General features: G+C 74.2%; 19 protein-coding genes. 6 read left to right on the top strand and 13 right to left on the bottom strand.

Translation table 11 applies throughout. The features are described 5' to 3' along the window. Nucleotides 1–148 precede the first annotated feature (148 nt). The 5 genes from ABZY91_RS27895 to ABZY91_RS27875 all read left to right on the top strand — a co-directional run bounded on the left by ABZY91_RS27895 (nt 149) and on the right by ABZY91_RS27875 (nt 7092). Nucleotides 149–1036: an FAD binding domain-containing protein gene (locus ABZY91_RS27895; RefSeq protein WP_329948891.1), complete on the top strand. Its 888-nt coding sequence runs from the start codon at nt 149–151 to the stop codon at nt 1034–1036. Further along, nucleotides 1033–1521 (top strand): (2Fe-2S)-binding protein, encoded by a 489-nt coding sequence (locus tag ABZY91_RS27890; RefSeq protein WP_329880469.1) that lies wholly within the window; start codon nt 1033–1035, stop codon nt 1519–1521. The genes ABZY91_RS27895 and ABZY91_RS27890 overlap by 4 nt, the downstream gene beginning before the upstream one ends. Then, entirely contained in the window at nt 1518–3914 is a 2397-nt protein-coding gene (gene pucD, locus ABZY91_RS27885) for a xanthine dehydrogenase subunit D (RefSeq protein ID WP_355405723.1), read from the top strand. Before ABZY91_RS27890 ends, pucD begins: the two co-directional genes overlap by 4 nt. Before the next feature lie 320 nt (nt 3915–4234). Continuing rightward, complete coding sequence (locus tag ABZY91_RS27880) at nt 4235–5725, top strand: NCS2 family permease (RefSeq protein ID WP_355405722.1); 1491 nt, start codon at nt 4235–4237, stop codon at nt 5723–5725. A 167-nt stretch (nt 5726–5892) separates the two neighbouring features. Then, the gene (locus ABZY91_RS27875) at nt 5893–7092 is read left to right on the top strand and encodes an XdhC/CoxI family protein (RefSeq protein WP_355405721.1); all 1200 of its coding nucleotides are present in this window, start codon (nt 5893–5895) and stop codon (nt 7090–7092) included. A 70-nt stretch (nt 7093–7162) separates the two neighbouring features. Here ABZY91_RS27875 and ABZY91_RS27870 read toward each other — a convergent pair whose 3' ends face one another. After that, nucleotides 7163–7459, bottom strand: a complete 297-nt coding sequence (locus ABZY91_RS27870; RefSeq protein WP_329880474.1) for a hypothetical protein — start codon at nt 7457–7459, stop codon at nt 7163–7165. Nucleotides 7460–7617: 158 nt separating this feature from the next. On the opposite strand from ABZY91_RS27870, the gene ABZY91_RS27865 reads away from it, so the two are divergent. Continuing rightward, the gene (locus ABZY91_RS27865; protein WP_329948895.1) at nt 7618–7911 is read left to right on the top strand and encodes a hypothetical protein; all 294 of its coding nucleotides are present in this window, start codon (nt 7618–7620) and stop codon (nt 7909–7911) included. Nucleotides 7912–7921: 10 nt separating this feature from the next. On the opposite strand, the gene ABZY91_RS27860 is transcribed toward ABZY91_RS27865, so the two are convergent. The 12 genes from ABZY91_RS27860 to ABZY91_RS27805 all read right to left on the bottom strand — a co-directional run bounded on the left by ABZY91_RS27860 (nt 7922) and on the right by ABZY91_RS27805 (nt 20937). Continuing rightward, nucleotides 7922–8551: a LysE family translocator gene (locus tag ABZY91_RS27860; RefSeq protein WP_329880477.1), complete on the bottom strand. Its 630-nt coding sequence runs from the start codon at nt 8549–8551 to the stop codon at nt 7922–7924. Between the two features lie 100 nt (nt 8552–8651). Beyond that, on the bottom strand, nt 8652–8783 hold the full coding sequence (locus ABZY91_RS27855; RefSeq protein WP_355405720.1) for a hypothetical protein: 132 nt from the start codon (nt 8781–8783) through the stop codon (nt 8652–8654). A gap of 58 nt (nt 8784–8841) precedes the next feature. Beyond that, nucleotides 8842–9039, bottom strand: coding sequence for a type II toxin-antitoxin system VapB family antitoxin (locus tag ABZY91_RS27850; RefSeq protein WP_329880480.1), 198 nt, complete (start codon nt 9037–9039; stop codon nt 8842–8844). Between the two features lie 72 nt (nt 9040–9111). Further along, nucleotides 9112–10908, bottom strand: coding sequence for an SDR family oxidoreductase (locus tag ABZY91_RS27845; RefSeq protein ID WP_355405719.1), 1797 nt, complete (start codon nt 10906–10908; stop codon nt 9112–9114). Then, on the bottom strand, nt 10905–11816 hold the full coding sequence (locus tag ABZY91_RS27840) for a M24 family metallopeptidase (RefSeq protein WP_355405718.1): 912 nt from the start codon (nt 11814–11816) through the stop codon (nt 10905–10907). Before ABZY91_RS27840 ends, ABZY91_RS27845 begins: the two co-directional genes overlap by 4 nt. 30 nt (nt 11817–11846) lie before the next feature. Next, nucleotides 11847–12980 (bottom strand): PDR/VanB family oxidoreductase, encoded by a 1134-nt coding sequence (locus tag ABZY91_RS27835; protein ID WP_329880484.1) that lies wholly within the window; start codon nt 12978–12980, stop codon nt 11847–11849. 100 nt (nt 12981–13080) lie between these two features. Continuing rightward, on the bottom strand, nt 13081–13995 hold the full coding sequence (locus ABZY91_RS27830) for a metal-dependent hydrolase (protein WP_329880486.1): 915 nt from the start codon (nt 13993–13995) through the stop codon (nt 13081–13083). Nucleotides 13996–14228: 233 nt separating this feature from the next. Beyond that, nucleotides 14229–15008: an IclR family transcriptional regulator C-terminal domain-containing protein gene (locus tag ABZY91_RS27825; RefSeq protein WP_329880488.1), complete on the bottom strand. Its 780-nt coding sequence runs from the start codon at nt 15006–15008 to the stop codon at nt 14229–14231. A 348-nt stretch (nt 15009–15356) separates the two neighbouring features. Then, the gene (locus tag ABZY91_RS27820; RefSeq protein WP_329948900.1) at nt 15357–16817 is read right to left on the bottom strand and encodes a catalase; all 1461 of its coding nucleotides are present in this window, start codon (nt 16815–16817) and stop codon (nt 15357–15359) included. A gap of 158 nt (nt 16818–16975) precedes the next feature. Next, nucleotides 16976–18241, bottom strand: a complete 1266-nt coding sequence (alc, locus tag ABZY91_RS27815) for an allantoicase (protein WP_355405717.1) — start codon at nt 18239–18241, stop codon at nt 16976–16978. Further along, a complete protein-coding gene (gene allB / locus ABZY91_RS27810; protein WP_355405716.1) occupies nt 18238–19683 on the bottom strand; it encodes an allantoinase AllB in 1446 nt (481 codons plus the stop codon). Before allB ends, alc begins: the two co-directional genes overlap by 4 nt. A gap of 111 nt (nt 19684–19794) precedes the next feature. Continuing rightward, nucleotides 19795–20937: a glycerate kinase gene (locus tag ABZY91_RS27805; protein ID WP_355405715.1), complete on the bottom strand. Its 1143-nt coding sequence runs from the start codon at nt 20935–20937 to the stop codon at nt 19795–19797. Nucleotides 20938–21210 lie beyond the last annotated feature (273 nt).

The raw sequence follows: 21210 nt of genomic DNA, 5'->3' as shown, positions 1-21210 counted from the left end.
ACAGCGGTTCACTGGCCACACGCCGCCGGACACACCCCGGTGACCGGGGCCCGACGCGGAGGGAACGACGCGGCGAGCACGGCCCGAACACGCGGTCCGGGCACGGTGCCCACCCGTCCGGCCGGAAACGACTTGAGGAGACACCCGCATGGAGTTCCTTCGGCCCGCCACCTGGGACGAGGCGCTCGCGGCGAAGGCCGAGTACCCGGCCGCGCTGCCCATCTCGGGCGGCACGGACGTCATGGTCGAGATGAACTTCGACGTGCACCGGCCACCCGCGATTCTCGACCTGAACCGCGTCACCGAGCTCACCGAGTGGACCGACGACGGCGAGGTCGTCCGGCTCGGCGCAGCCGTCCCCTACAGCCGCATCATCGACGAGCTGTCCGGCCCGCTGCCGGGTCTCGCACTGGCCGCCCACACCGTCGGCTCGCCGCAGATCCGCAACCGGGGCGGCGTGGGCGGGAACCTCGGCGCGGCCTCGCCGGCCGGCGACTCCCACCCGGCGCTGCTGGCCGCCGGCCGTGACGTGTTCGTCGAGGCGGCCTCGGTGCGCGGCACCCGGCTGATCCCGATCGACGACTTCTACGTGGGGGTGAAGCGCAACTGCCTGGAGGCCGACGAGCTGATCCGCGCCGTGCGGATCCCGGTCGCGGACGGCCCCCAGCAGTTCTCGAAGATCGGCACCCGCAACGCGATGGTGATCGCGGTCTGCGCGTTCGGCTTCGCCCTGCACCCGGGGACCGGCACCGTCGGGACCGGGATCGGCTCGGCCGCCCCCACGCCGCGCCGCGCCGTCGAGGCCGAGGAGTACCTGCGGGACGTGCTCGCCGAACGCGGCCTCTGGGAGACCGGCGAGCTGCTGGGCGCCGAGGTCGTCCAGCGGTTCGGCGAGCTGGTCAAGGGCGCCGCCTCCCCGATCGACGACGTCCGGGGCACCGCCGACTACCGGCGGCACGCGCTCGCCGTGATGGCGCGGCGCACCCTCACCTGGACCTGGAACGACTACCGCAAGCAGATCAGGAGCGCGGCATGAGGGTCACTTTCACCGCCAACGGCCGGCCGGTCGAGGCCGACGACGTCTGGGAGGGCGAGAGCCTGCTCTACGTGCTGCGCGAGCGGGTCGGCCTGCCCGGTTCGAAGAACGCCTGCGAGCAGGGCGAGTGCGGTTCCTGCACGGTCTACCTGGACGGGGTGCCGGTCTGTTCCTGTCTGGTCGCGGCCGGCCAGGTGCAGGACCGCGAGGTGCGCACCGTCGAGGGGCTCGGTGGCGAGGACGGCGAGCTGGGCCTGGTCCAGCAGGCGTTCGTCGACGCCGGCGCCGTCCAGTGCGGCTTCTGCACCCCCGGCCTGCTGGTGCAGACGGACGCGCTGCTGGAGGAGGACGCGCAGCCGTCCGACTCCGACATCCGGGAGGCGCTGTCGGGCAACCTGTGCCGCTGCACCGGCTACGAGAAGATCATGGACGCGGTGCGGCTGGCGTCCGCCCGCAAGTGCGCGGGTAAGGCGGTCGCGGAATGACCACGCGTTCGAGCGCGCGGAACGCCGCGCGCAGCATCCAGGGGCAGAAGAACCTCCAGGACATCCGGCAGTCCAGCAAGGACGGCATCGGCGGCTCGCCGCTGCGTCCCGACGGCACGCTGAAGGTGCGCGGCGAGTTCGCGTACTCCTCGGACCTCTGGCACGAGGACATGCTCTGGGGCACGGCGCTGCGCTCGCCGCACCCCCGGGCCGCCATCCTGAGCGTGGACGTCTCCGAGGCGCTCACCGTGCCCGGCGTCTACGCGGTCCTCACCCACGAGGACATCCCCGGCACCAAGTACTACGGACTGGAGATCGCCGACCAGCCGGCGCTGGCGATCGACAAGATCCGCTACCACGGCGAGGCGATCGCGCTGGTCGCGGCCGACCACCCGGAGACCGCCCGGCGCGCGGTGAAGAAGATCAAGGTCGAGTACGAGGTGCTCACCCCGATCGTCACCGAGGAGCAGTGCCTCGACCCGGAGACGCACGGCTACGTGCACGAGCCGCACGAGTACAAGTCGCACGCCCACGGCAACATCTGCCACGAGCAGCGGCTGGTCTCCGGCCGCGGCGTGACCGACGAGGTGCGGGCGCTCGCCGACGTCGTCGTCTCCGGCACGTACGAGGTCGGCATGCAGGACCAGGCCTTCCTCGGCCCGGAGTCCGGGCTGGCCGTGCCCGCCGAGGACGGCGGCATCGACCTCTACGTCGCCACCCAGTGGCTGCACGTGGACCGCCAGCAGATCGCGCCGGTGCTCGGCCTGCCGGAGGAGAAGGTCCGGCTCACCCTGGCGGGCGTCGGCGGTGCCTTCGGCGGTCGCGAGGACCTCTCGATGCAGATCCACGCCTGCCTGCTGGCCCAGCGCACCGACAAGCCGGTCAAGATCGTCTACGCCCGGGACGAGTCCTTCTTCGGCCACGTCCACCGCCACCCGGCGAGGATGTTCTACGAGCACGGTGCCACCCGCGACGGCAAGCTGGTCTACGCCGACGCCCGGATCGTGCTCGACGGCGGCGCGTACGCCTCCGCCTCGCCCGCCGTGGTCGGCAACGCGGCCTCGCTCGGACACGGCCCGTACGTGATCCCGAACGTGCGGATGCACGCCGTCGCGCTGTACAGCAACAACCCGTCCTGCGGGGCGATGCGCGGCTTCGGCGCCGTCCAGGCCGCGTTCGGCTACGAGACCCAGATGGACCGGCTCGCCGCCGAACTCGGCATGGACCCGGTCGAACTCCGGCAGCTCAACGCGGTGCAGCAGGGCGACCTGATGCCGACCGGCCAGGAGATCGACGCGCCCGCACCGGTCGCCGAACTGCTCCGGCGGGTCAAGGACATGCCGCTGCCCCCGCCGCTCGACCTCGACGACCTGGACGTCCGGCAGCTGCCCGGCGCGCTCTCCAACACCTCGCACGGCGAGGGCATCGTGCGCGGCGTCGGCTACTCCGTCGGCATCAAGAACGTCGGATTCTCCGAGGGCTTCGACGACTACTCGACCGCCCGGGTGCGGCTGGAGGTGATCGGCGGCGAGCCGGTCGCCCTGGTGCACACCGCGATGGCCGAGGTCGGCCAGGGCGGCGTCACCGTGCACGCGCAGATCGCCCGCACCGAGCTCGGCGTCGAGCAGGTCACCATCCAGCCGGCCAACACCGAGGTCGGCTCGGCCGGTTCGACCTCGGCCTCGCGGCAGACCTACATGACCGGCGGCGCCGTCAAACTCGCCGCCGAGGCGGTCCGGCACGCGCTGATCGAGAAGGGCCGGGGCCGCTACGGCTGGTCCCAGAACGACATCACGCTGGTCGGCGGCAAGGTGGTCTCGGCGTCGGCCGGCCCGCTGGTCTCCATGGTCGACCTGCTCGGCGACGAGGCGATCGACCTCACCCGGGAACACCACCACCGGCCGACCGTGCCGTTCGACAAGGAGACCGGGCAGGGCTTCGGCCACGTCCAGTACACCTTCTGCGCGAACCGCGCGGTGGTCGACGTGGACATCGAGCTGGGCCTGGTCAAGGTGGTCGAGCTGACCGCCGTCCAGGACGTCGGCAAGGCCCTCAATCCGCTCTCCGTGGTCGGCCAGATCCAGGGCGGCTGCACCCAGGCGCTCGGACTGGCCGTGATGGAGGAGATCATCGTGAAGGACGGGAAGGTGCGCAACGCCTCCTTCACCGACTACCTGATCCCGACCATCCTCGACACCCCGCCGATCCCGGTCGAGATCCTCGAACTCCCCGACCCCAACGCGCCGTACGGGCTGCGCGGGGTGGGCGAGGCGCCGACCGTCTCGGCGACGCCGTCCATCGTGGCCGCCATCCGCAACGCCACCGGCCTGGCGCTCCACCGGATCCCGGTCCGGCCCGAGCACCTGACCACCGAACGGCCCGGGGCGCTGTAGCCGCCGGACCCGAGGACCTCCCCGGGGCGGCGACCGTCTTCCCCGCCGCCCCGGGGCCGCACCACCGGCACGTCACCGCACCACCGCACCGTCGCGTCACCGCACCACCGCACCCCTGCGCCCTCGCACCCTTGCGCCCTCGCGTCACCGCACCCTCGCGTCACCGCAGCACGGACCGCCGCCTCCCACGCCGGGGCTCGGCGGCGGCCCGGACCACCCGCGCGCCAGTGAGTCGAAACGTCCCCCTGTGCCACAGCTTCGTTGACTGGCTGTCAGGTCGGCTCGCCCACCCCAACCCCCTTTGACACTTGGGAGTGGACATGACCAGGATCCCCACGGAGCCCGGCACCACTGAAGGCAGACCCACCGAGTCCACCGAGGACGGCGCCCCCACGCCGGCCGCGGCCGCCCCGCCCAGGAACGCCCTGGACGCCTACTTCAAGATCTCCGCCCGGGGATCGACCCTCGCCAACGAACTCCGCGGTGGCGTCACCACGTTCATGGCGATGGCCTACATCATCCTGCTCAACCCGCTCATCCTGAGCGGCGCCGACGTCACCGGCGTCAAGCTGGACCACGCCGCGCTCACCACCGCCACCGCGCTCGCCGCCGCCGTCACCACGATCCTGATGGGCGTGGTCGGCAACGTCCCGCTCGCGCTCGCCGCCGGCCTCTCCGTCTCCGGCGCCGTCTCCGCGCTGGTCGTCCCGCACACGACCTGGCCGCAGGCGATGGGCCTGTGCGTCATCTACGGCCTGCTGATCGTGCTGCTGGTGGTCTCCGGCCTGCGCGAGAAGATCATGAACGGCATACCCCTGCCGCTCAAGCACGCCATCACCATCGGCATCGGCCTCTTCGTCACCGTCATCGGCCTCTTCAAGGCCGGGTTCGTGCACACCGGCGGACCCACCCCGCTGTCGCTCGGCCCGGCCGGCGAACTCGCCGGCTGGCCGGTCCTGGTCTTCTGCGTCACCCTGCTCGCCGTCTTCGTCCTGATGGCCCGCAACGTGCGCGGCGCGATCCTCATCGGCATCGCCGGCGGCACCGTCCTCGCGGTGATCGTCAACAAGGCGGCCGGCGTACCCGCCGGGGCCTGGCGCAACTCCGTGCCCGTCTGGCCCGGATCCCCCGTCTCCGCACCCGACTTCGGCCTCTTCGGCGACGTCGACCTGTTCGGCGCCTTCGGCGGCTCGGGCATGGGCGCGATCAGTGCCTCGGTCGCCGTCTTCACCCTCGTCCTCGCCGGGTTCTTCGACGCGATGGCCACCATCATCGGCGTCGGCACCGAGGCCGGCCTCGCCGACAAGCGGGGCCGGATGCCCGGCCTCTCCAAGGCGCTGTTCATCGACGGCGCCGGCGGCGCGGTCGGCGGTCTGGCCGGCGCCTCCGGCCAGACCGTCTTCGTCGAGTCCGCCACCGGGGTCGGCGACGGGGCCCGCACCGGCCTCGCCTCCACCGTCACCGGCGGGCTCTTCGCCCTGATGCTGTTCTTCTCGCCGCTGGCCGGCATCGTCCCGGTCGAGGTCGCCTCCGCCGCCCTCGTCGTCATCGGCTCGATGATGATGAGCCAGGCCCGGCACATCGACTGGTCCGACCGCGACGTGGCCATCCCCGCCTTCCTCACCTGCGTCCTGATGCCGTTCACCTACAGCATCACCGCCGGGGTCGCGGCCGGCGTCATCTCCTACACGGTGATCAAGGCCGGCCGGGGCAAGTGGCGCGAGCCCGGCGCGCTGATGTGGATCCTGACCGCCCTCTTCGTCGTCTACTTCGCGCTCACCCCGGTCAAGTCCTGGCTGGGTGTGCACTGACCGACCCGTCCGAAGCGGTACCGCCGCCGTACGGGATCGTTCTCCCGTACGGCGGCCCGGTCCGTCGGCGGCCCGGTCCGTCGGCCGACCCTTCCGTCCGCGACCCTTCCGTCCGCGCCCGCCGGTCCCTCTCCGGCTACCCTCGAAAGCGACAAGGAGCTCCCGCCATGCAGGACATCGCCGAGCAGCTGCAGGCCTGGCACGCGTCCGGCCGCGCCTTCGCCGTGGCCACGGTGGTCGGGGTCTCCGGCAGCGCGCCGCGCGACCCCGGTGCCGCGCTCGCCGTCGACGCGTCCGGCGAGGCGATCGGGAGCGTGTCCGGCGGCTGCGTCGAGGGCGCCGTCTACGAGCTCTGCCGGGCCGCCCTGGAGTCCGGCCGGCCCGTCCTGGAACGGTTCGGCTACAGCGACGAGGACGCCTTCGCCGTCGGCCTGACCTGCGGCGGCGTCATCGACGTCTTCGTCCAGCCGGTCGTCCCCGGCGCCGACCCGGCCCTCGACACCGGCCTCGCCGCCGTCGCCGCGGGCACCCCGGTCGCCCTCGCCCGTGCCGTCGCCGGCCCCGCCGCCCTGCTCGGCGCCACCCTCACCGTCACCGCCGACACCCACCACGGCGCCCTCTCCCCCGCCCCCTCCACGGTGGCCGCCCTGGAACGGGCCCTGGTCACCGAGGCCCGGGCCATGCTCGACGCCGGCCGCACCGGACAGCTGGTGCTCGGCCTCGACGGACGCCCCTGCGACGAGCAGGACCGGGGCACCGTGACCTTCTTCGTCGAGTCCTACGTGCCCCCGCCGCGGATGCTGGTCTTCGGCGCGATCGACTTCGCGGCGGCGGTCGTCCGGATCGGCAAGTTCCTCGGCTACCACGTCACCGTCTGCGACGCCCGCCCCGTCTTCGCCACCCGGCAGCGCTTCCCCGACGCCGACCGGGTCGTCGTCGACTGGCCGCACCGCTACCTCGACACCCAGCTCGACCGGCTCGACGGCCGCACCGTGCTCTGCGTGCTCACCCACGACGCCAAGTTCGACATCCCGCTGCTGGAGCGCGCGTTGCGGCTGCCGGTCGGCTACGTCGGCGCGATGGGCTCCCGCCGCACCCACCGCGACCGGGAGGCCCGGCTGCGCGCGAGCGGCCTGACCGACGCCGAGATCGGCCGGCTGCGCTCCCCCATCGGTCTGGACCTCGGCGCCCGCACCCCCGAGGAGACCGCCGTGTCGGTCGCCGCCGAGATCGTCGCCCACCGCAGGGGCGGCAGCTGCCTGCCGCTCAGCGCCGGGGACGGGCCGATCCACCACGACCTGGCGCTCGCGGACGCCCCGGCGGACGCGGCGGAGCCGGGGAGCGTGCGGAAGCCGCACGCGGCCTGACCCGACGGGCCGCATCGGGCCGGGAACAGGTCAGGCCCGGTCAGGAACGGATCGGGTCGGTCAGGTCAGGTCAGGTCACCACGCTGTAGGCCTCGCAGATCAGCGGGGGCGCCGACGGGATCCCGATCTCTCGGAGGATCGGCAGCAGCACCGTCCCGAACTGCTCGAACGCCTCCCGGGACTCCCAGACGTCGGTGACGTGCCAGCCGCGACCGTCCGGATTCGGCCCCGACACGTGCAGCACCAGCCCGCGCACCGGCCAGTCGGCGGGACTGTTCAGCCCCGCGCCGCCGGTCAGCCGGTCCACCGCCTCCTCGTACTGCGCCTGGGAGAGTTCGGGGAAGTCGAAGGTCACGATGATCGCCATGGGGTGCTCCTGTCCGCGCCGGGGTGGCGATCCCAGTGCAGCCCGCGACCCACCGGGCGGCCATCCGGCGCCGCCGCCCGGGTGACGTTGCGTGGCCGCCGGGGCAGCGGGAGCCTGGAGAGGAGGACTCACCGCGAGCCCGCGGAAGGAGCACCGCCATGCGTGCCCTGCTGGAGATCGAGCTCGACACCGCGACGGCCAACCAGGTCGTCAGGGACGGCGCCGTCGCCGAGAAGTTCGACCGGATCATGGCCGGTCTGAAGCCCGAGGCCGTCTACGCCTTCGCCCGCAACGGCCGGCGCTGCCAGATCGCCGTCATCGACGTACCCGACGAGGCCGCGCTGCCGTCCGTCTGCGAGCCGTTCTGGCTGGAGTTCAACGCCTCCGTCGACGTGCACCTCTGCATGGACACCGACCAACTGCGCGAGGGCCTGCGCCGTCTCGGCAGCTGAACCGGCGACGCTAGGGCGTGTCCGAGACCGCCAGCCGCACGCCGAAGCCCAGCACCACCAGCCCGGTCACCCGGTCCATCGCCCGGCGCGCGGCCGGCCTGCGCAGCCAGCCGCGCAGCACCTGGGCGAAGCCCACCAGGACCGCCGACCAGAGCAGCCCCTCCGCGACGTGCACGCAGGTCAGCGCCACGCCCGCGGCGAAGTGCGGCGCCCCCGCCGGGATGAACTGCGGCAGCACCGCCACGTAGAAGACGCCGACCTTGGGGTTGAGCAGGTTGGTCAGTGTGCCGCGCCGCCAGCCGTGCGCCAGCCCGCCGCCGGACGGCTGCGCCTCCTCCGGCTCGGCGTCGCCGCCCTTGCTCCGGAGCATCCCGATCCCCAGCCACACCAGGTACGCGGCGCCCGCCCACCGCAGGATCTCGTACGCCAGCTGGGAGGCGGTGAGCAGCGCGGTGACGCCCGCCGAGGTCAGGGTGCCCCAGAGCAGCGTCCCGGTCTGGATCCCCAGCACCACGCCCCACGCCTGCCGCCGGTGCCCCAGCGCGGACGTGCGCAGGACCAGCGCGGTGTCGAGCCCGGGCGTGAGGGTCAGCAGCCCCACGACGAAGGCGAAGGACCAGAGGGCGGTGCTCATCTCCATGGTCCGTGATCGTACGGGCCGCCCCGCCCGCACACGGACACCCTGCGCGGCGGCCCCGGCGGCGGGGCGGACGAGCGTCCGCTCCCCGCCGGGCACGACGTCAGTCGGCCGTCCCGGGTGGAACGACCCGAATGCGCAGGGCATCCGCCTTGGAACGGGCGCTGTGCATGATCTCCAGCTCGACAGCACCGCAGACGGCGAGCAGCCCGGCGTTGTGGAGCGGTTCGATCACCGCTCGAACCGCCGGCTTCGGGTACCGCGCGAATGCCGACTTGTCGATCAGAAAGCGCTCACTCACCGTGGTCCGCCGAACCGGTGAGGTCAGGCAGACCCCCTTCGGCAAGCCAGTTGAGGAAGGACTCACGCTTCCGACGATTGACCGCGTCCTCCAGGGCGGCATTGACCGTCGCCACCTTGGTGGTCGTCCCGAAGATCTCTGCGGCCTCGGCCAGCAGCTCGTCCTTGACGTCTATCACCGTGCGGGTCACAGCGGACCTCCGGGGATCGGAGAGCCTGTGGTGATATCGAAATTCACCGTATCCGATATCTCGGCCGCGGAATCAGGTCACGTTGAGGCGGGCGGCCAGGCGGAGCAGGCCCGGGGAGAGGCGGGAGAGGAAGCGGGCGGCCTTCGCCTCGGGCGTCACGGGGACGACGGCCTTCCCGGTCCGAACCGCGTGCAGGACGGCGGTGGCGACCTTCTCGGGCGGGAACCCGCGGCGGGCGTAGAGCCTGGCGGCACGGGCCTGCTTGGCGGCCTGCTGGTCGGCGGTGGTCGCGGAGAAGGTGGAGGTGCGGGTGATGTTGGTGTTGACGATGCCGGGGCAGATCGTGGAGACGCCGATGCCGTGGCCGGCCAGCTCCGCACGCAGGCAGTCGGAGAGCATGAAGACGGCGGCCTTGCTGGTGGCGTAGGCGGTGAGCGCCTTGGACGGCAGGTAGGCGGCGGCCGACGCCAGGTTGACGATGTGACCGCCCTCGCCGCGGTCGGCCATCAGGCTGCCGAACGCCCGGCAGCCGTGGATGACGCCCCAGAGGTTGACGTCGAGGACGCGCTGCCACTCCTTCTCGGTCGTCTGGAGGAACGTCCCGGAGTGGCCGATACCCGCGTTGTTGACGATCACGTCCGGCACCCCGTGCTCGGCGGCGACCTGCTGGGCGAAGGCGTCGACCGCGGCGCCGTCGCTGACGTCGACCCGGTAGGCGTGGGCGGGCGGCCCGATCAGGGCGGCGAGTTCGGCGGTGCGGCGGGCCGCGTCCAGGTCGAGGTCGCAGACCACCACCCGGGCACCGTCCTCGGCGAAGGCGAGCGCGGTGGCCCGGCCGATGCCGCTGCCACCGCCGGTGACGACGACGAGCCGGCCGTCCCCGGCGGCAGCGGCGGCGCGGTCCTCGGGGGCGTCCCGGCCGGCCTCGGTGCGGGCGACGTGTTCACGGACCATCCGGGCCACGGCGGTTCCCTTCTCCAGCAGTGCGGACCAGTGGGTGGCGTGCAGGGTCCGGCGGGTCAGCCCGGGCACCCAGCGCTCCAGGCCCTCGGAGAGGTAGGTGCCCACGTAGTGGTCCTGGGTGAGGGTGATCAGCTGGACCGGCACCTCGGTGGGCCGTTCGCGCGGGTTGCGCAGCGTGGGCCGCATGTTGGCCCGGTACAGCTCGATGCCTCGCACCGCGTCCCGGCGCAGCGTGGGCTGCGGGTGGCCGGGGCGCGGGCTGACGCCCTCCAGGTCGCGCAGCACCCGGGGCCAGGCGCGGGCGAGGCCGAGCCGCCAGACGCCGGGGGCGAGGAAGGGCAGGTGGAAGGCGGTGATGTACCAGGAGTGGGCGCCCTGGGCGAGCAGTTGCCTCAGGTGGCGCGGGGTGGGGCGGCGGAAGCGGTCGCGGAGCCAGAACCCCATGTGGTCCAGGCAGGGCCCGGACATGGTGGTGTAGGAGGCGAGCCGTCGTTCGGCACCGGGGGTGGTGACGGCCTCCCAGGACTGCAGCGAGCCCCAGTCGTGGGCGACGACGTGCACCGGGCGGTCCGGGCTGACCGCGTCGGCGACGGCGAACAGGTCGTCGGCCAGCTGTTCCAGGCGGTAGCCCTCGCGGCCGGCCGGGACGCCGGAGGCGCCTGCGCCCCGGACGTCGTAGCGGACGACGTGGTGGTCGCGGGCGAGGTCGGCGGCGACGTCGTCCCAGACCGCGTGGGTGTCCGGGTAGCCGTGGACCAGCAGGACGGTGGGGGCGCCCGGGTCGCCGTCCTCGAAGACGGCGAGCGGCAGGCCACCGGAGTGGACGGTCCGGCGTCGGGAGGCGGCACGGTGCGGCACCCGGGGGGCGGGGTGCCCGGCGCGTCCGGTGTCGCGGCTGGTCGTCATCGGGTCGCCTCCTGAGCGGTCGCGGTGGTCGTGGTCACGGTGGTCGCGGTCGTGGTGGTCGCGGTGGTCACGGCGGCGCCTGCCGCGGTCCAGCGGCGGACGTGCGGGAGGTCGTCGTCGAGCCAGTACGCGTCGTCCTCGGTGACCACCAGCAGCTCCTCGAACTTGATGCCGACCTCCCGGAAGCCGATGTGCGGCTCCACCGCCCAGAGGCCCGGGGTGGGCGCGTGCCGGGAGGAGCGGCCGTCCGCCCAGAGCGGGGAGCGGCCGTGCAGGCGCTCGCTGATCAGCTCGCGGCCGAGCGTCTGGAGTGTACGCACCCCGAAGCCGAACACGTTCACCCCCGCCGGGCCGCGGGCGGTCGTCCGGGTGACCTGATGGCCGATCACCCGGCCCGGGTAGACGCGGTGGCGGTTGTCGTAGCCGTGCGCCTCGATCTGCGCGTCGACCGCCGCGTACACGTCGGCGAGCGGCCTGCGGGCGCGGACCTCGGTGAGGATCAGCTCGCGGTAGACCCGGAGGTCGGCGGCGAGGCGGTCCCAGACGCGGTTCTCGCCGACCTTGCCGCCGTAGCCGATGTCGGCGGTGTAGCCGTCGACGACGGGCGCACAGTCCAGCACGTACGGCATGCCCTCCGTCAGGCGGCGGTTGCCGGCGAAGAACTGCAGCGGCGTGTGGAAGTGCCGGAACGCCGTCCGGTCGCCGAACCAGGCGAACGGCACGTGGAAGAAGTCCTGCACACCGGCCGCGACCAGCCGGCGGCGCAGCTGGGCGGTCGCCTGCCGCTCGGTGACACCGGGTTCGATCCAGGCGGCGACCTCCTCGGCGCAGTGGTAGGCGAGCTGCTGGGTCTCCCGGAAGCGGGCGAGGTCGTGCTCGGTGTAGGGGAAGGCGGGGGTGCGCGGCACGGCGGGGGCTCCTTCTGGGGGATCGGCGGCCTACGGCCGGTCGGACGGGTCCTGCGCCCGGGGCCGGCCGGGCGCACCGAGGTCGAGCACCAGGGTCTCGCCCGCGGCGGCCCGGGAGACGCAGGGCAGCAGGGCGCCGGCGGCCCGCTGTTCGGCGGTGAGGCGGCGGTCGCGGTGGTCGGGGGTGCCGGCCAGCAGCCGGACCTCGCAGGTGCCGCAGAAGCCCTGGTGGCAGGAGTACGCCAGGTCGGGGCGGGCCTCCCGGAGCACGTCCAGGGCCGAGCGGTCGGCCGGGACGTCGAGGGCCGGTCCGTCGGTGCCGAGGCGGACGGTGAACGGCTCGCCGTCGGTGATCGGCGCGGCGCCGAACCGTTCGAAGTGCAGGGAGGCGGCGGGCGATCCGTCGAGGGCCCGCTGGACGGCGGCGAGCATCGGGGCCGGGCCGCAACAGTAGACGGCCGCACCGCGCGGGGCGCGGGCGAGGAGCTCGGCCCCGGTGGGCGGGCCGCCGTGCTCGTCGTCGGTGCGCAGGTGGACCCGGTGCGGGTCGAGGGCCCGCAGCTCCTCGGAGAACGGGAGGGTACCGGCGCTGCGGCCGACGTGGACGAGGTGCCAGTCCAGGCCGTGCCGCCGGGCCTCGCGGGCCATCGGGAGCAGCGGGGTGATGCCGATGCCGCCGGCCACCAGGAGGACCGCCGGTTCGGCGCAGAAGGCGAAGCCGTTGCGGGGACGGCGGGCGGTGAGCCGGGTGCCGGGGTGGAGGGTGTCGTGGACCTCGGCGGAGCCGCCGCCGCCCGCGGGCAGGTGCCGGACGGCGATCCGGTAGGCGGCGGGGTCGGCCGGGTCGCCGCAGAGGGAGTAGTGGCGCTCGCGGCCGGACGGCAGCACGAGCCGCAGGTGGGCGCCGGGCTGCCAGGGCGGGAGGGGACCGCCGGAGGGGTCCGCGAGGGTGAGTTCGACGACGTCGGTGGCGGCCGGACGCCGGGCGGTGACGACCAGTTGGAGCGCCGGGGTGGGGCGGCCGGGCGGGCGGCGGGGGTTGCGCCGGAGCAGCGGGCTGCCGAGGGCGGGGCTGTAGCGGTCGCCGAAGGCGGTGAGGAAGCGGAAGAAGGTGTCGGCGCGGGGGCGGCCGTAGAGGTCGGGGGGTGGGGTGCGCAGATCCATCCGGCGGGGTCCTTGGGTCCTTGGGTCCTGGGCGGCGGCGGGTGGGCCGGGGGCGGGTAGGGCCGGCGGCGGGCCCCGGGGGCGGGGACCGCCGTCCCCGTCAGCGGCCGGCGGCGGCGCGGGCGGCCGGGGAGGTGGCGAGGTAGCCGAGGGCCTGGCTGGAGGACCCCTCCTGGGTGGGGTGGTAGCCGGGCCGGAGGTAGCGCAGGCCGGAGCGGATCGAGGTGAGCGGGTCGGGCAGCAGTCCGCGCCTGGCGATCCGGCCGGCCTCGCGCCAGGTGGGCCTGATCCGGCCGTCGAGGGTCGGGTCGGCGGCGAGCAGGAAGCGGGCGCCGCGCACCCAGAGGTGGACGAGGAGCGGCCCGGAGATCGCCATGCCGCGGATCCGCCGCAGGTAGCCGGGGTCGAGGTGGACCATCAGGTCGTAGGCGACGCTGCGGTGCTCGACCTCCTCGGCGCCGTGCCAGCGCAGCAGGTCGAGCATGGTCGGGTCGGCCTCGGCCCGGTCCAGGCCCGGGGAGTTGAGCGCCCAGTTGCCGAGGAAGGCGGTGAAGTGCTCGATGGCGGCGACGAACGCGACCCGCTCGATGATGTTCTCGCGCTGCCGGGCGGGCGTCAGCCCGGGCTTGTCGCCGAGGACCCGCTGGAACAGCCAGGAGATCTGACGCACGTACGGGCGGGGGTCGAGGCCCTGCCCGAGCAGGTGGTCGAGGACCTCCTGGTGGGCCTCGGCGTGGATGGCCTCCTGGCCGATGAAGCCGAGCACCTCGTCCCGCAGCTGCTCGTCCCGGATCATCGGCAGGGCGTCCTTGAACACCTTGACGAACCAGCGCTCGCCCTCCGGGAGGAGGAGGTGCAGGACGTTGATGACGTGGGTGGCCATCGGCTCGTCGGGAATCCAGTGCAGCGGCAGTCCGGACCAGTCGAAGCGGACGTCGCGGGGCTCCAGGACGAGGCTCTCGTGCACCCGGACGGCCGGCGCGGCGAGGGCGGGAACGGGGGTGGGGCTGGGCATGACGGGGCCCTCCTGACCTGCGGGTGGCGGCTCGTGGCGGCTCGACTCGGCAAAACGTACTCGCGGGTAGTGCGCGCCACAAGAGGTTCGACACCTCTTATCGACATCGAGTCTAATAAGTGATGTGCACCGCGGCGGGCCCGGCGAAACACCCGGGGCCGACGGCCCGGCACCCCGGGAAACACGAGGACCCCGCCGCGGCGCGACGGGGTCCTGCGATCCTGCGCGGTGCTTCAGACGGCCATGGCCAGCATCAGCGGCGCGGCCCGGACGGCGAGCAGCTCGGCGGCGGCCTTCAGCCGGTGCACGTTGTCCACCGGCATCGAGGTGGCCAGGCAGCCGACCGTGCTACCGGCCGTGACCGGGACCGCGGCGCAGACCGTGCCGAGCGCGTACTCCTGGATGTCCAGCACCGGAACGGTGGCCGGCTGGCGCTCCAGACGGTGCATCAGCTGGTCGGCGTCGGTGACCGTCCGGGAGGTCAGCCGGGCCACCGGGTGCCGGGCGAGGTGGTCCCGGCGGGCGTCGTGGTCGAGCTGGCTGAGCAGGCACTTGCCGATCGCGCTGGCGTGCGCGGTGGCCCGGAAGTCCACCCACTCCTGCACCGCCGGCGCGTGGTCGCCCGCCGACACCGCCTCCACCGACAGCTCGCCGTCGTGGTAGCGGCTGAAGTACACCGCCGCGCCCAACTCGTCCCGGAGCTCCTCCAGTTTGCGGTCCAGCCGGACCCGCACCAGCTGCTCCCGGTTCTGCTGCCCGAGCAGCGCGAAGGTGCCGCCGAGCACCCAACCGCCGTCCTGGCACATGAGGTAGCCCTCGATCTCCAGGATCTCGGCGAGCCGACGGACCGTCGGCAGCCCGAGGGACGTCTCCCTGGCCAGCGTGACCAGCGTGGCCCCTCCGGGGTGCCGGTCGACCGCCTCCAGCAGTCTGAGGGCGTGCTGCAGGGAGGTGAACGGACCGGGCAGGCCCTGGGCCGGCGCGGCGTGGCGACCGGGGGCTGGTGTCGACATGTCGTCCCCTTCCGATGTCCCCCCGCAGGTGTGACCGGCGGGTGGTGTCCAGCCTATCCACCGCTGTACACCGCCATCCGCCCCTCTGCGGATTTTCGTGCAGGTGCGGTGAAGCACTTGACGGGCATATGCCCCGCCGATGCCCCCGCGTACCCCCCGCCCGCCGGGTGGCACAGCGGCGGACGTTCCTGACCGCCGATCGGCGGCGGGGCGCCCGCGGCGGGCGGTGGCGGGCGTCCGGACGGCGGACGGGCACCGGGCCGCTCCCCCACTGCCTGGGGGAACGGCCCGGTCGGGGGGCGGCGCCGGGGTGCGGGCCCCGGCGGCCGGGGAGGGTGGTCCGGTGGATCAGCCCTCGTCGCCGGCCCGGAGCCTGGTGACGGCGGCCTCCAGGCGGGCGCCGTACTCCTGGTCGGCGGCGTGGAAGTGGGCGAGGTTCCGCTCCACGACGTCGTCGCGGGAGACCTGGGCCAGGAAGCCGGCCAGGTTGTCGATCAGGCGGGCCCGCTCGGCCTCCGGCATCAGCCGGTAGAGCTCACCGGCCTGGAAGAAGTCGTCGTCCTTGGTGTGGGCCGGGGTGGTGTGGGTGCCGGTCCAGCCGCTCAGCCCGGTCGGCGCGGCGAGCGCGGCGCCGGTCTGGGCCGGCCCGTCGTAGGAGTTGGGCTCGTAGTTGCGGGCACGGCCGGCCGGGTTGAGCGCGCCGAGGCCGTCCCGGCCGTAGTTGGCGGCCTCGGTGGCGCGCGGGGCGTTGACCGGCAGCCGGGTGTGGTTCACCCCGAGGCGGTAACGCTGGGCGTCGGCGTACGCGAACAGGCGGCCCTGGAGCATCTTGTCCGGGGACGGGCCGATGCCGGGCACGAAGTTGTTCGGCGAGAACGCGGCCTGCTCGACCTCGGCGAAGACGTTCTCGGGGTTGCGGTTGAGCACCAGGCGGCCGACCTTGACCAACGGGTAGTCGGCGTGCGGCCAGACCTTGGTCAGGTCGAAGGGGTTGAACCGGTAGTCGGCGGCCTCGGCGACCGGCATCAGCTGGACGTAGAGGGTCCAGGACGGGAACACCCCGCGCTCGATGGCCTGGTGGAGGTCGCGCTGGTGGCTGTCGGCGTCGCCGCCGACCGCCTCGGCGGCCTGGGCGGCGTCCAGCGAGCGGATCCCCTGGTTGGTCTTGAAGTGGTACTTCACCCAGTAGGCGTCACCCTGCTCGTTGACCCACTGGTAGGTGTGCGAGCCGTACCCGTTCATGTGGCGGTAGGACGCGGGGATGCCGCGGTCGCCGAAGAGCCAGGTGATCTGGTGGGTCGACGCGGGCGAGTGGGCCCAGAAGTCCCAGACGTTGTCGGCCTCCTGGACACCGGTGTACGGGTCGCGCTTCTGGGAGTGGATGAAGTCGGGGAACTTCAGCGGGTCCTTGATGAAGAAGACCGGGGTGTTGTTGCCGACGAGGTCGTAGTTGCCCTCCTCGGTGTAGAACTTGAGCGCGAAGCCGCGCGGGTCGCGGACCGCGTCGTTCGAGCCCAGGTTGCCCGCGACCGTGGAGAAGCGGAGGAACACCTCGGTGCGCCTGCCGACCTCGCCGAGGAAGGCGGCCCGGGTGTACGGCGAGACCTCGTCCGTGACCTCGAAGTAGCCGTACGCGCCGGAACCGCGGGCGTGCACGACGCGCTCCGGGATGCGCTCGCGGTTGAACCGGGCGAGCTTCTCCAGCAGGTGCTGGTCCTGGACCAGCAGCGGACCGTAGGCGCCGGCCGAGGCCGAGTTCTGGTTGTCGGCGACCGGGGCGCCGGACTCCGTGGTCAGGATCTTGGACATGACGGGTCCTTCGGATGTCGATAAGGGTGTGACGCTTGGGGGAATGCGGCGCCGCCCCGGGCCGCGGCCGGAGGGCACCGCGGGTGGCGCGGAGCCACCGCGGCCGCGGCTCCTGGCCTGCGGCGGCGCCGGTCGGGGCGCCGACCCGGGGGGCCGGTTCAGATGCCGAGCAGGCGCCGGGCGGCCGAGCGGCGGCGGGAGGAGTGCTCGCCGTCGGGGCCGTCGGCCGGGCTGAGCGCGGCGACGGCGGTGCGGGCGGCGCCGGCGTCCACCAGCGGGCGGGCCGCGGCCAGTTCGGCGGCCTCCCCGGCGGTGAGACCGGCCTCGACGAGGGCCGCGGCGGCCTCGGCGACCGGGACGGCGTCGAACCAGCGCAGCGCGAGAGCGGCCCGGCCCGCCTCGGTCGGGCGGCCGGTGAGGCGGAGGCGGGCGAGGCCGCCGTCGGGGTACACGTTGATCCGCACGTGGGTCACCGGGCGGGCCGGGTCCAGCCGGAAGCGGTGCCGGGTGTCGGGCTGGAGGCGGGTGCGCGGCAGGAGCGCGAACCAGCCGTCCGGGTCGGCGGCGGGGTCACCGCCGGCGGAGGCGTCGTAGCCGACCAGGTCGGCCCAGCCGGGGGCGTTGGCGACGAAGTGGGTGGTGTCCACCTCGGCGGCCAGGACCTCGCCGCCCCCGGCCAGGGCGATCCGCACCCAGTCGTTGGCCTTGTCACGCCGACGCCGGGTCTCCCAGCCCTCACCCATGACGGAGGCGCGGCCGGGAGCGTTCAGGTTGTGCGGGGAGGAGAAGTAGCGGTCGGAGGCGGCCTCGGCGACACCGCCGTGCTCCTGGGCGGCCAGGTCGAAGGTGAGGCCGTCCAGCTCGCGCGGGTCGGGAAGCACCTCGCCGTGGACGCGGAGCCGGGCGACACCGCCGTCCGGGAAGATGTTGAGCCGTACGTGGGTGAACCGGGTGGCGCTGCTCACCGCGAACGCGTGGGCGGTGTCGCCCCGCAGCGGGGTGCGCGGCAGGATCTCCACCCACGCGGCGGCCGCGACCTCGGCGGGCGAGGGGTGGCCGGGTATCGAGGCGGCCTCGACGGAGGCGCTCTCCGGGTAGTTCCCGGTGAAGTGCGCGGTGTCGACGACCAGGCCGCGGATCACTCCGGCGGCACCGAGCCGGACGACCGCCCAGTCGTGGTCCTCGTCGGTGGGGTGCGGCTGTTCGGCACCCGTGCCCCGGCGCCGCCGGGACTCCCAGCCGTCCATGATCTGGCCCTTGTGGCCGAAGGTGTGCGGGCGGAACACGGCGGCCTCGGCGACCAGCAGGTTCTCGGCGTCGGCGAAGGTGTCCTCGTTGGTGGCGACGACACCGGCGCCGAGCCGACGGGAGGCCAGGTCGACGAGCTCGGTGAACGGGGCCTTCGGGGTGGGGGCGGTGGTCACTGCGACTCCTCGGGGCCGGGGGTCGGACGGGTGGACCGGGCGGGCCCGGGACCGGTGGACACGGGACCGGTGGGCCCGGAGCCGGCGGGCCGCGGGCGGGTGAGCTGGACGCCGAACGGCTCGCCGGCGACGTCGACGACCCGGCCGCGCAGCCAGGTGGTGCGGACGGCGCCGGTGAGCGTCCGGCCCGCGTACGGGGTGACGGGGTTGCGGTGGTGCAGGTCGGCGGCGTGCACGGCGAAGCGGCCGTCGGGGTCGAAGGCCACCAGGTCGGCGTCGTGGCCGACGGCGACGGCGCCCTTCGTCCCGGTGAGGCCGGCCAGCCCGGCGGGGCCTGCGGACATCCAGCGGACCACGTCGGAGAGGGTGTGACCGCGCCGCCGGGCCTCGGTCCAGACCGCGGGCAGGCCCAGCTGGAGCGAGGCGATGCCGCCCCAGGCGGCTGCGAAGTCCCCGCTGCCGCCGCGTTCGGGCAGCAGCTTGAGGTCGGGGGTGGACGGCGAGTGGTCGGAGACGACCGCGGCAAACTCCCCTGCGGCCAGGGCCTCCCAGAGGGCGTCGCGATTGGCCTCGTCACGGATCGGCGGACAGCACTTGAACGCGGTGCCGCCGTCCGGGACCTGCTCGGCGGTGAGGGTCAGGTAGTGCGGGCAGGTCTCGGCGGTGACCTCGACACCGTCCGCGCGGGCCCGGCGGAGCAGCGGCAGCACGGCGGCCGAGGAGACGTGCAGGACGTGCACCCGGGCGCCGGTGCGCCGGGCGGTGTCGAGCAGCCGGGCCACCGCGGCGGTCTCCCCACCGGCGGGTCGGGAGGCGAGGAAGTCCCGGTAGTGGACGCCGGGTTGCTGCGGTGCGGCGGAGAGGACGGCCGGGTCCTCGGCGTGGATGATGGCGAGCGCGCCGATCCGGGCCTGTTCGGCGAGGGCGGCCTCCAGATCGGCCTGTTCGAGGTGCGGGAACTCGTCGACGCCGCTCGGCGCCAGGAAGGACTTGAAGCCGAACACGCCCGCACGGTGCAGGGGTTCGAGGTCGGCGAGGTTTCCGGGCACGGCCCCGCCCCAGAAGCCGAGGTCGACCCAGGCCTGACCTTCCGCGGTCTTCCGTTTGACCTCCAGCCCGGCCGGGGTGGTGGTGGGCGGCACCGAGTTGAGCGGCATGTCGACGACGGTGGTGACACCGCCGGCGGCGGCCGCCCGGGTGGCGGTGGCGAAGCCCTCCCACTCGGTGCGGCCGGGTTCGTTGACGTGCACGTGGGTGTCGACCAGGCCGGGGAGCAGCGCGGTGTCACCGAGGTCGGTGAGCGCGTGGCCACCGGCGGGGAGGGAGCCGTGCGCGGCGATCCGCGCGATCCTCCCGTCCCGGACCAGCACGTCCGCGGGGCGCTCGCCGTCCGGCAGGACCACCCGGCGGGAGCGGATCACCGCGGTCTCGCTGATGGGCATGGGGGACCTCCGAAACCTGGTCGAGGGGTGGGGTGCGCCGAAGGATGGCCCGGAGCCTAGGGCCGCCTTCAACAAATCGTCAATGGAGGAAACTACGAGGGCCCGCGCCGGTCACCGGTGGAGGAACTCCGCCGCCAGTCGCTCCCCCGCGACCTCGGCGAGCTCTCCCGCCCTGGTCAGGCCGTCACCGGGCTGCTCGCCCAACTCGCTGAGCGCGTACGCGGCGGCGAAGCCGGCCGCCCGCCACTCGCGTTCGGACAGTTCCACCCGTCCCGCCACGGCGGCCACCCGGACCCCCGCCCGGGCGGCGGCCGCCGCGACGCCGGCGGGGGCCTTGCCGTGGAGCGTCTGCGCGTCCAGGCAGCCCTCGCCGGTGACGACGAGGCGTGCCCCGCGCACGGCCGCGTCGAAACCCAGCAGGTCGAGCAGGAGCTCGATGCCGGGTCGCATGGTGGCGCCCAGCAGGGCGAGCGCCGCGAAGCCGACCCCGCCCGCGGCCCCCGCGCCGGGGGCGTCGCGCACCTCGCGGCCGACCGTCGCGCCGACCACGTCGGCGAACCGGGTCAGAGCTTCCTCCAGGACCAGCAGGTCCTCCGCGCTCGCGCCCTTCTGCGGGCCGTAGACGGCCGTCGCGCCGCGCGGACCGAGCAGCGGGTTGTCGACGTCGCAGGCGACCACGATCTCGACGCCCGCCAGGGTGCCGGCGAGCCGTCCGGGGTCGATCCGCTCCAGGCGCCGCAACGCCGCTCCACCGGGCGGGAGTTCGACGCCGTCGCCGTCGAGCAGCGAGACGCCGAGCGCCTGGACCATCCCGGCCCCGCCGTCGGTGCAGGCGCTTCCGCCGAGGCCGAGCACGATCCGCTTCGCCCCGAGCCCGACGGCCCGGCCGATCAGCTGGCCGACCCCGTAGGAGCCGGCCGCGAGCGGGGCGGTCCGGCCGCCGGGGAGCCGGGCCAGCCCGGAGGCCTGGGCCAGCTCGACCACGGCGGTGTCGCCCCGGACGGCGAGCGCGGCGTCCACCGGCAGGCCGGTCGGGCCGGCCACCTTGGCGGGAACGCGGGCGAAGCCGGCCGCGAGCGCGGCGGCCAGGGTCCCCTCGCCGCCGTCGGCGACGGGCAGTTCGCGGACCTCGGTACCGGGGGCGGCGCGGCGGATGCCGGCGGCGATCCGGGCGGCGGCCTCGGCGGCCTCCAGGGTGCCCTTGAACTTGTCGGGAGCTACGACCACATGGCCCTGGTGGGAGGTGGGGGGCATGGCGTGGGCCTCACTTCTGGTCTGGCGATGGTCCGTCAAGCATGGGCCCCGGCAGGTCCGGGGCGGCTCCCTCCCCGCCGTTCCCCTCGTCCCGCTTCCGGAGGACGGGGGACTCCCCTCGACGGGGGAGGGAGCCGGGCGACGCGCCGCTCGGCACGACCGAAGTGCCCCTGGAGGGTGGGCGCGTCACCGTCCGGTCGACCGGCGGACGGGCGGATGAGCCCCGCACCGCCCGCCGGTCGGGCCGGTCGCCGCCCCGGCCGCACGGGTACG

Origin of the sequence: Kitasatospora sp. NPDC002965 (genome assembly GCF_040611255.1) — a bacterium.
Lineage (GTDB): Bacteria > Actinomycetota > Actinomycetes > Streptomycetales > Streptomycetaceae > Kitasatospora.
The sequence above is the reverse complement of the archived record's forward strand: the minus strand, read 5'-3'. Positions and strand labels throughout refer to the sequence as shown.

Excerpts from the sequence above, each read along its gene's own strand:
- ABZY91_RS27865 (WP_329948895.1), top strand. The coding sequence starts at position 7,618 with ATGCGTGCCCTGCTGGAGATCGAGCTCGACACCGCGACGGCCAACCAG.
- ABZY91_RS27820 (WP_329948900.1), bottom strand. The coding sequence starts at position 16,817 with ATGTCCAAGATCCTGACCACGGAGTCCGGCGCCCCGGTCGCCGACAAC.
- ABZY91_RS27845 (WP_355405719.1), bottom strand. The coding sequence starts at position 10,908 with ATGACGACCAGCCGCGACACCGGACGCGCCGGGCACCCCGCCCCCCGG.
- pucD (WP_355405723.1), top strand. The coding sequence starts at position 1,518 with ATGACCACGCGTTCGAGCGCGCGGAACGCCGCGCGCAGCATCCAGGGG.
- ABZY91_RS27880 (WP_355405722.1), top strand. The coding sequence starts at position 4,235 with ATGACCAGGATCCCCACGGAGCCCGGCACCACTGAAGGCAGACCCACC.
- ABZY91_RS27895 (WP_329948891.1), top strand. The coding sequence starts at position 149 with ATGGAGTTCCTTCGGCCCGCCACCTGGGACGAGGCGCTCGCGGCGAAG.
- allB (WP_355405716.1), bottom strand. The coding sequence starts at position 19,683 with ATGCCCATCAGCGAGACCGCGGTGATCCGCTCCCGCCGGGTGGTCCTG.
- ABZY91_RS27825 (WP_329880488.1), bottom strand. The coding sequence starts at position 15,008 with ATGTCGACACCAGCCCCCGGTCGCCACGCCGCGCCGGCCCAGGGCCTG.
- ABZY91_RS27875 (WP_355405721.1), top strand. The coding sequence starts at position 5,893 with ATGCAGGACATCGCCGAGCAGCTGCAGGCCTGGCACGCGTCCGGCCGC.
- ABZY91_RS27835 (WP_329880484.1), bottom strand. The coding sequence starts at position 12,980 with ATGGATCTGCGCACCCCACCCCCCGACCTCTACGGCCGCCCCCGCGCC.
- ABZY91_RS27805 (WP_355405715.1), bottom strand. The coding sequence starts at position 20,937 with ATGCCCCCCACCTCCCACCAGGGCCATGTGGTCGTAGCTCCCGACAAG.
- ABZY91_RS27860 (WP_329880477.1), bottom strand. The coding sequence starts at position 8,551 with ATGGAGATGAGCACCGCCCTCTGGTCCTTCGCCTTCGTCGTGGGGCTG.
- ABZY91_RS27890 (WP_329880469.1), top strand. The coding sequence starts at position 1,033 with ATGAGGGTCACTTTCACCGCCAACGGCCGGCCGGTCGAGGCCGACGAC.
- ABZY91_RS27830 (WP_329880486.1), bottom strand. The coding sequence starts at position 13,995 with ATGCCCAGCCCCACCCCCGTTCCCGCCCTCGCCGCGCCGGCCGTCCGG.
- ABZY91_RS27870 (WP_329880474.1), bottom strand. The coding sequence starts at position 7,459 with ATGGCGATCATCGTGACCTTCGACTTCCCCGAACTCTCCCAGGCGCAG.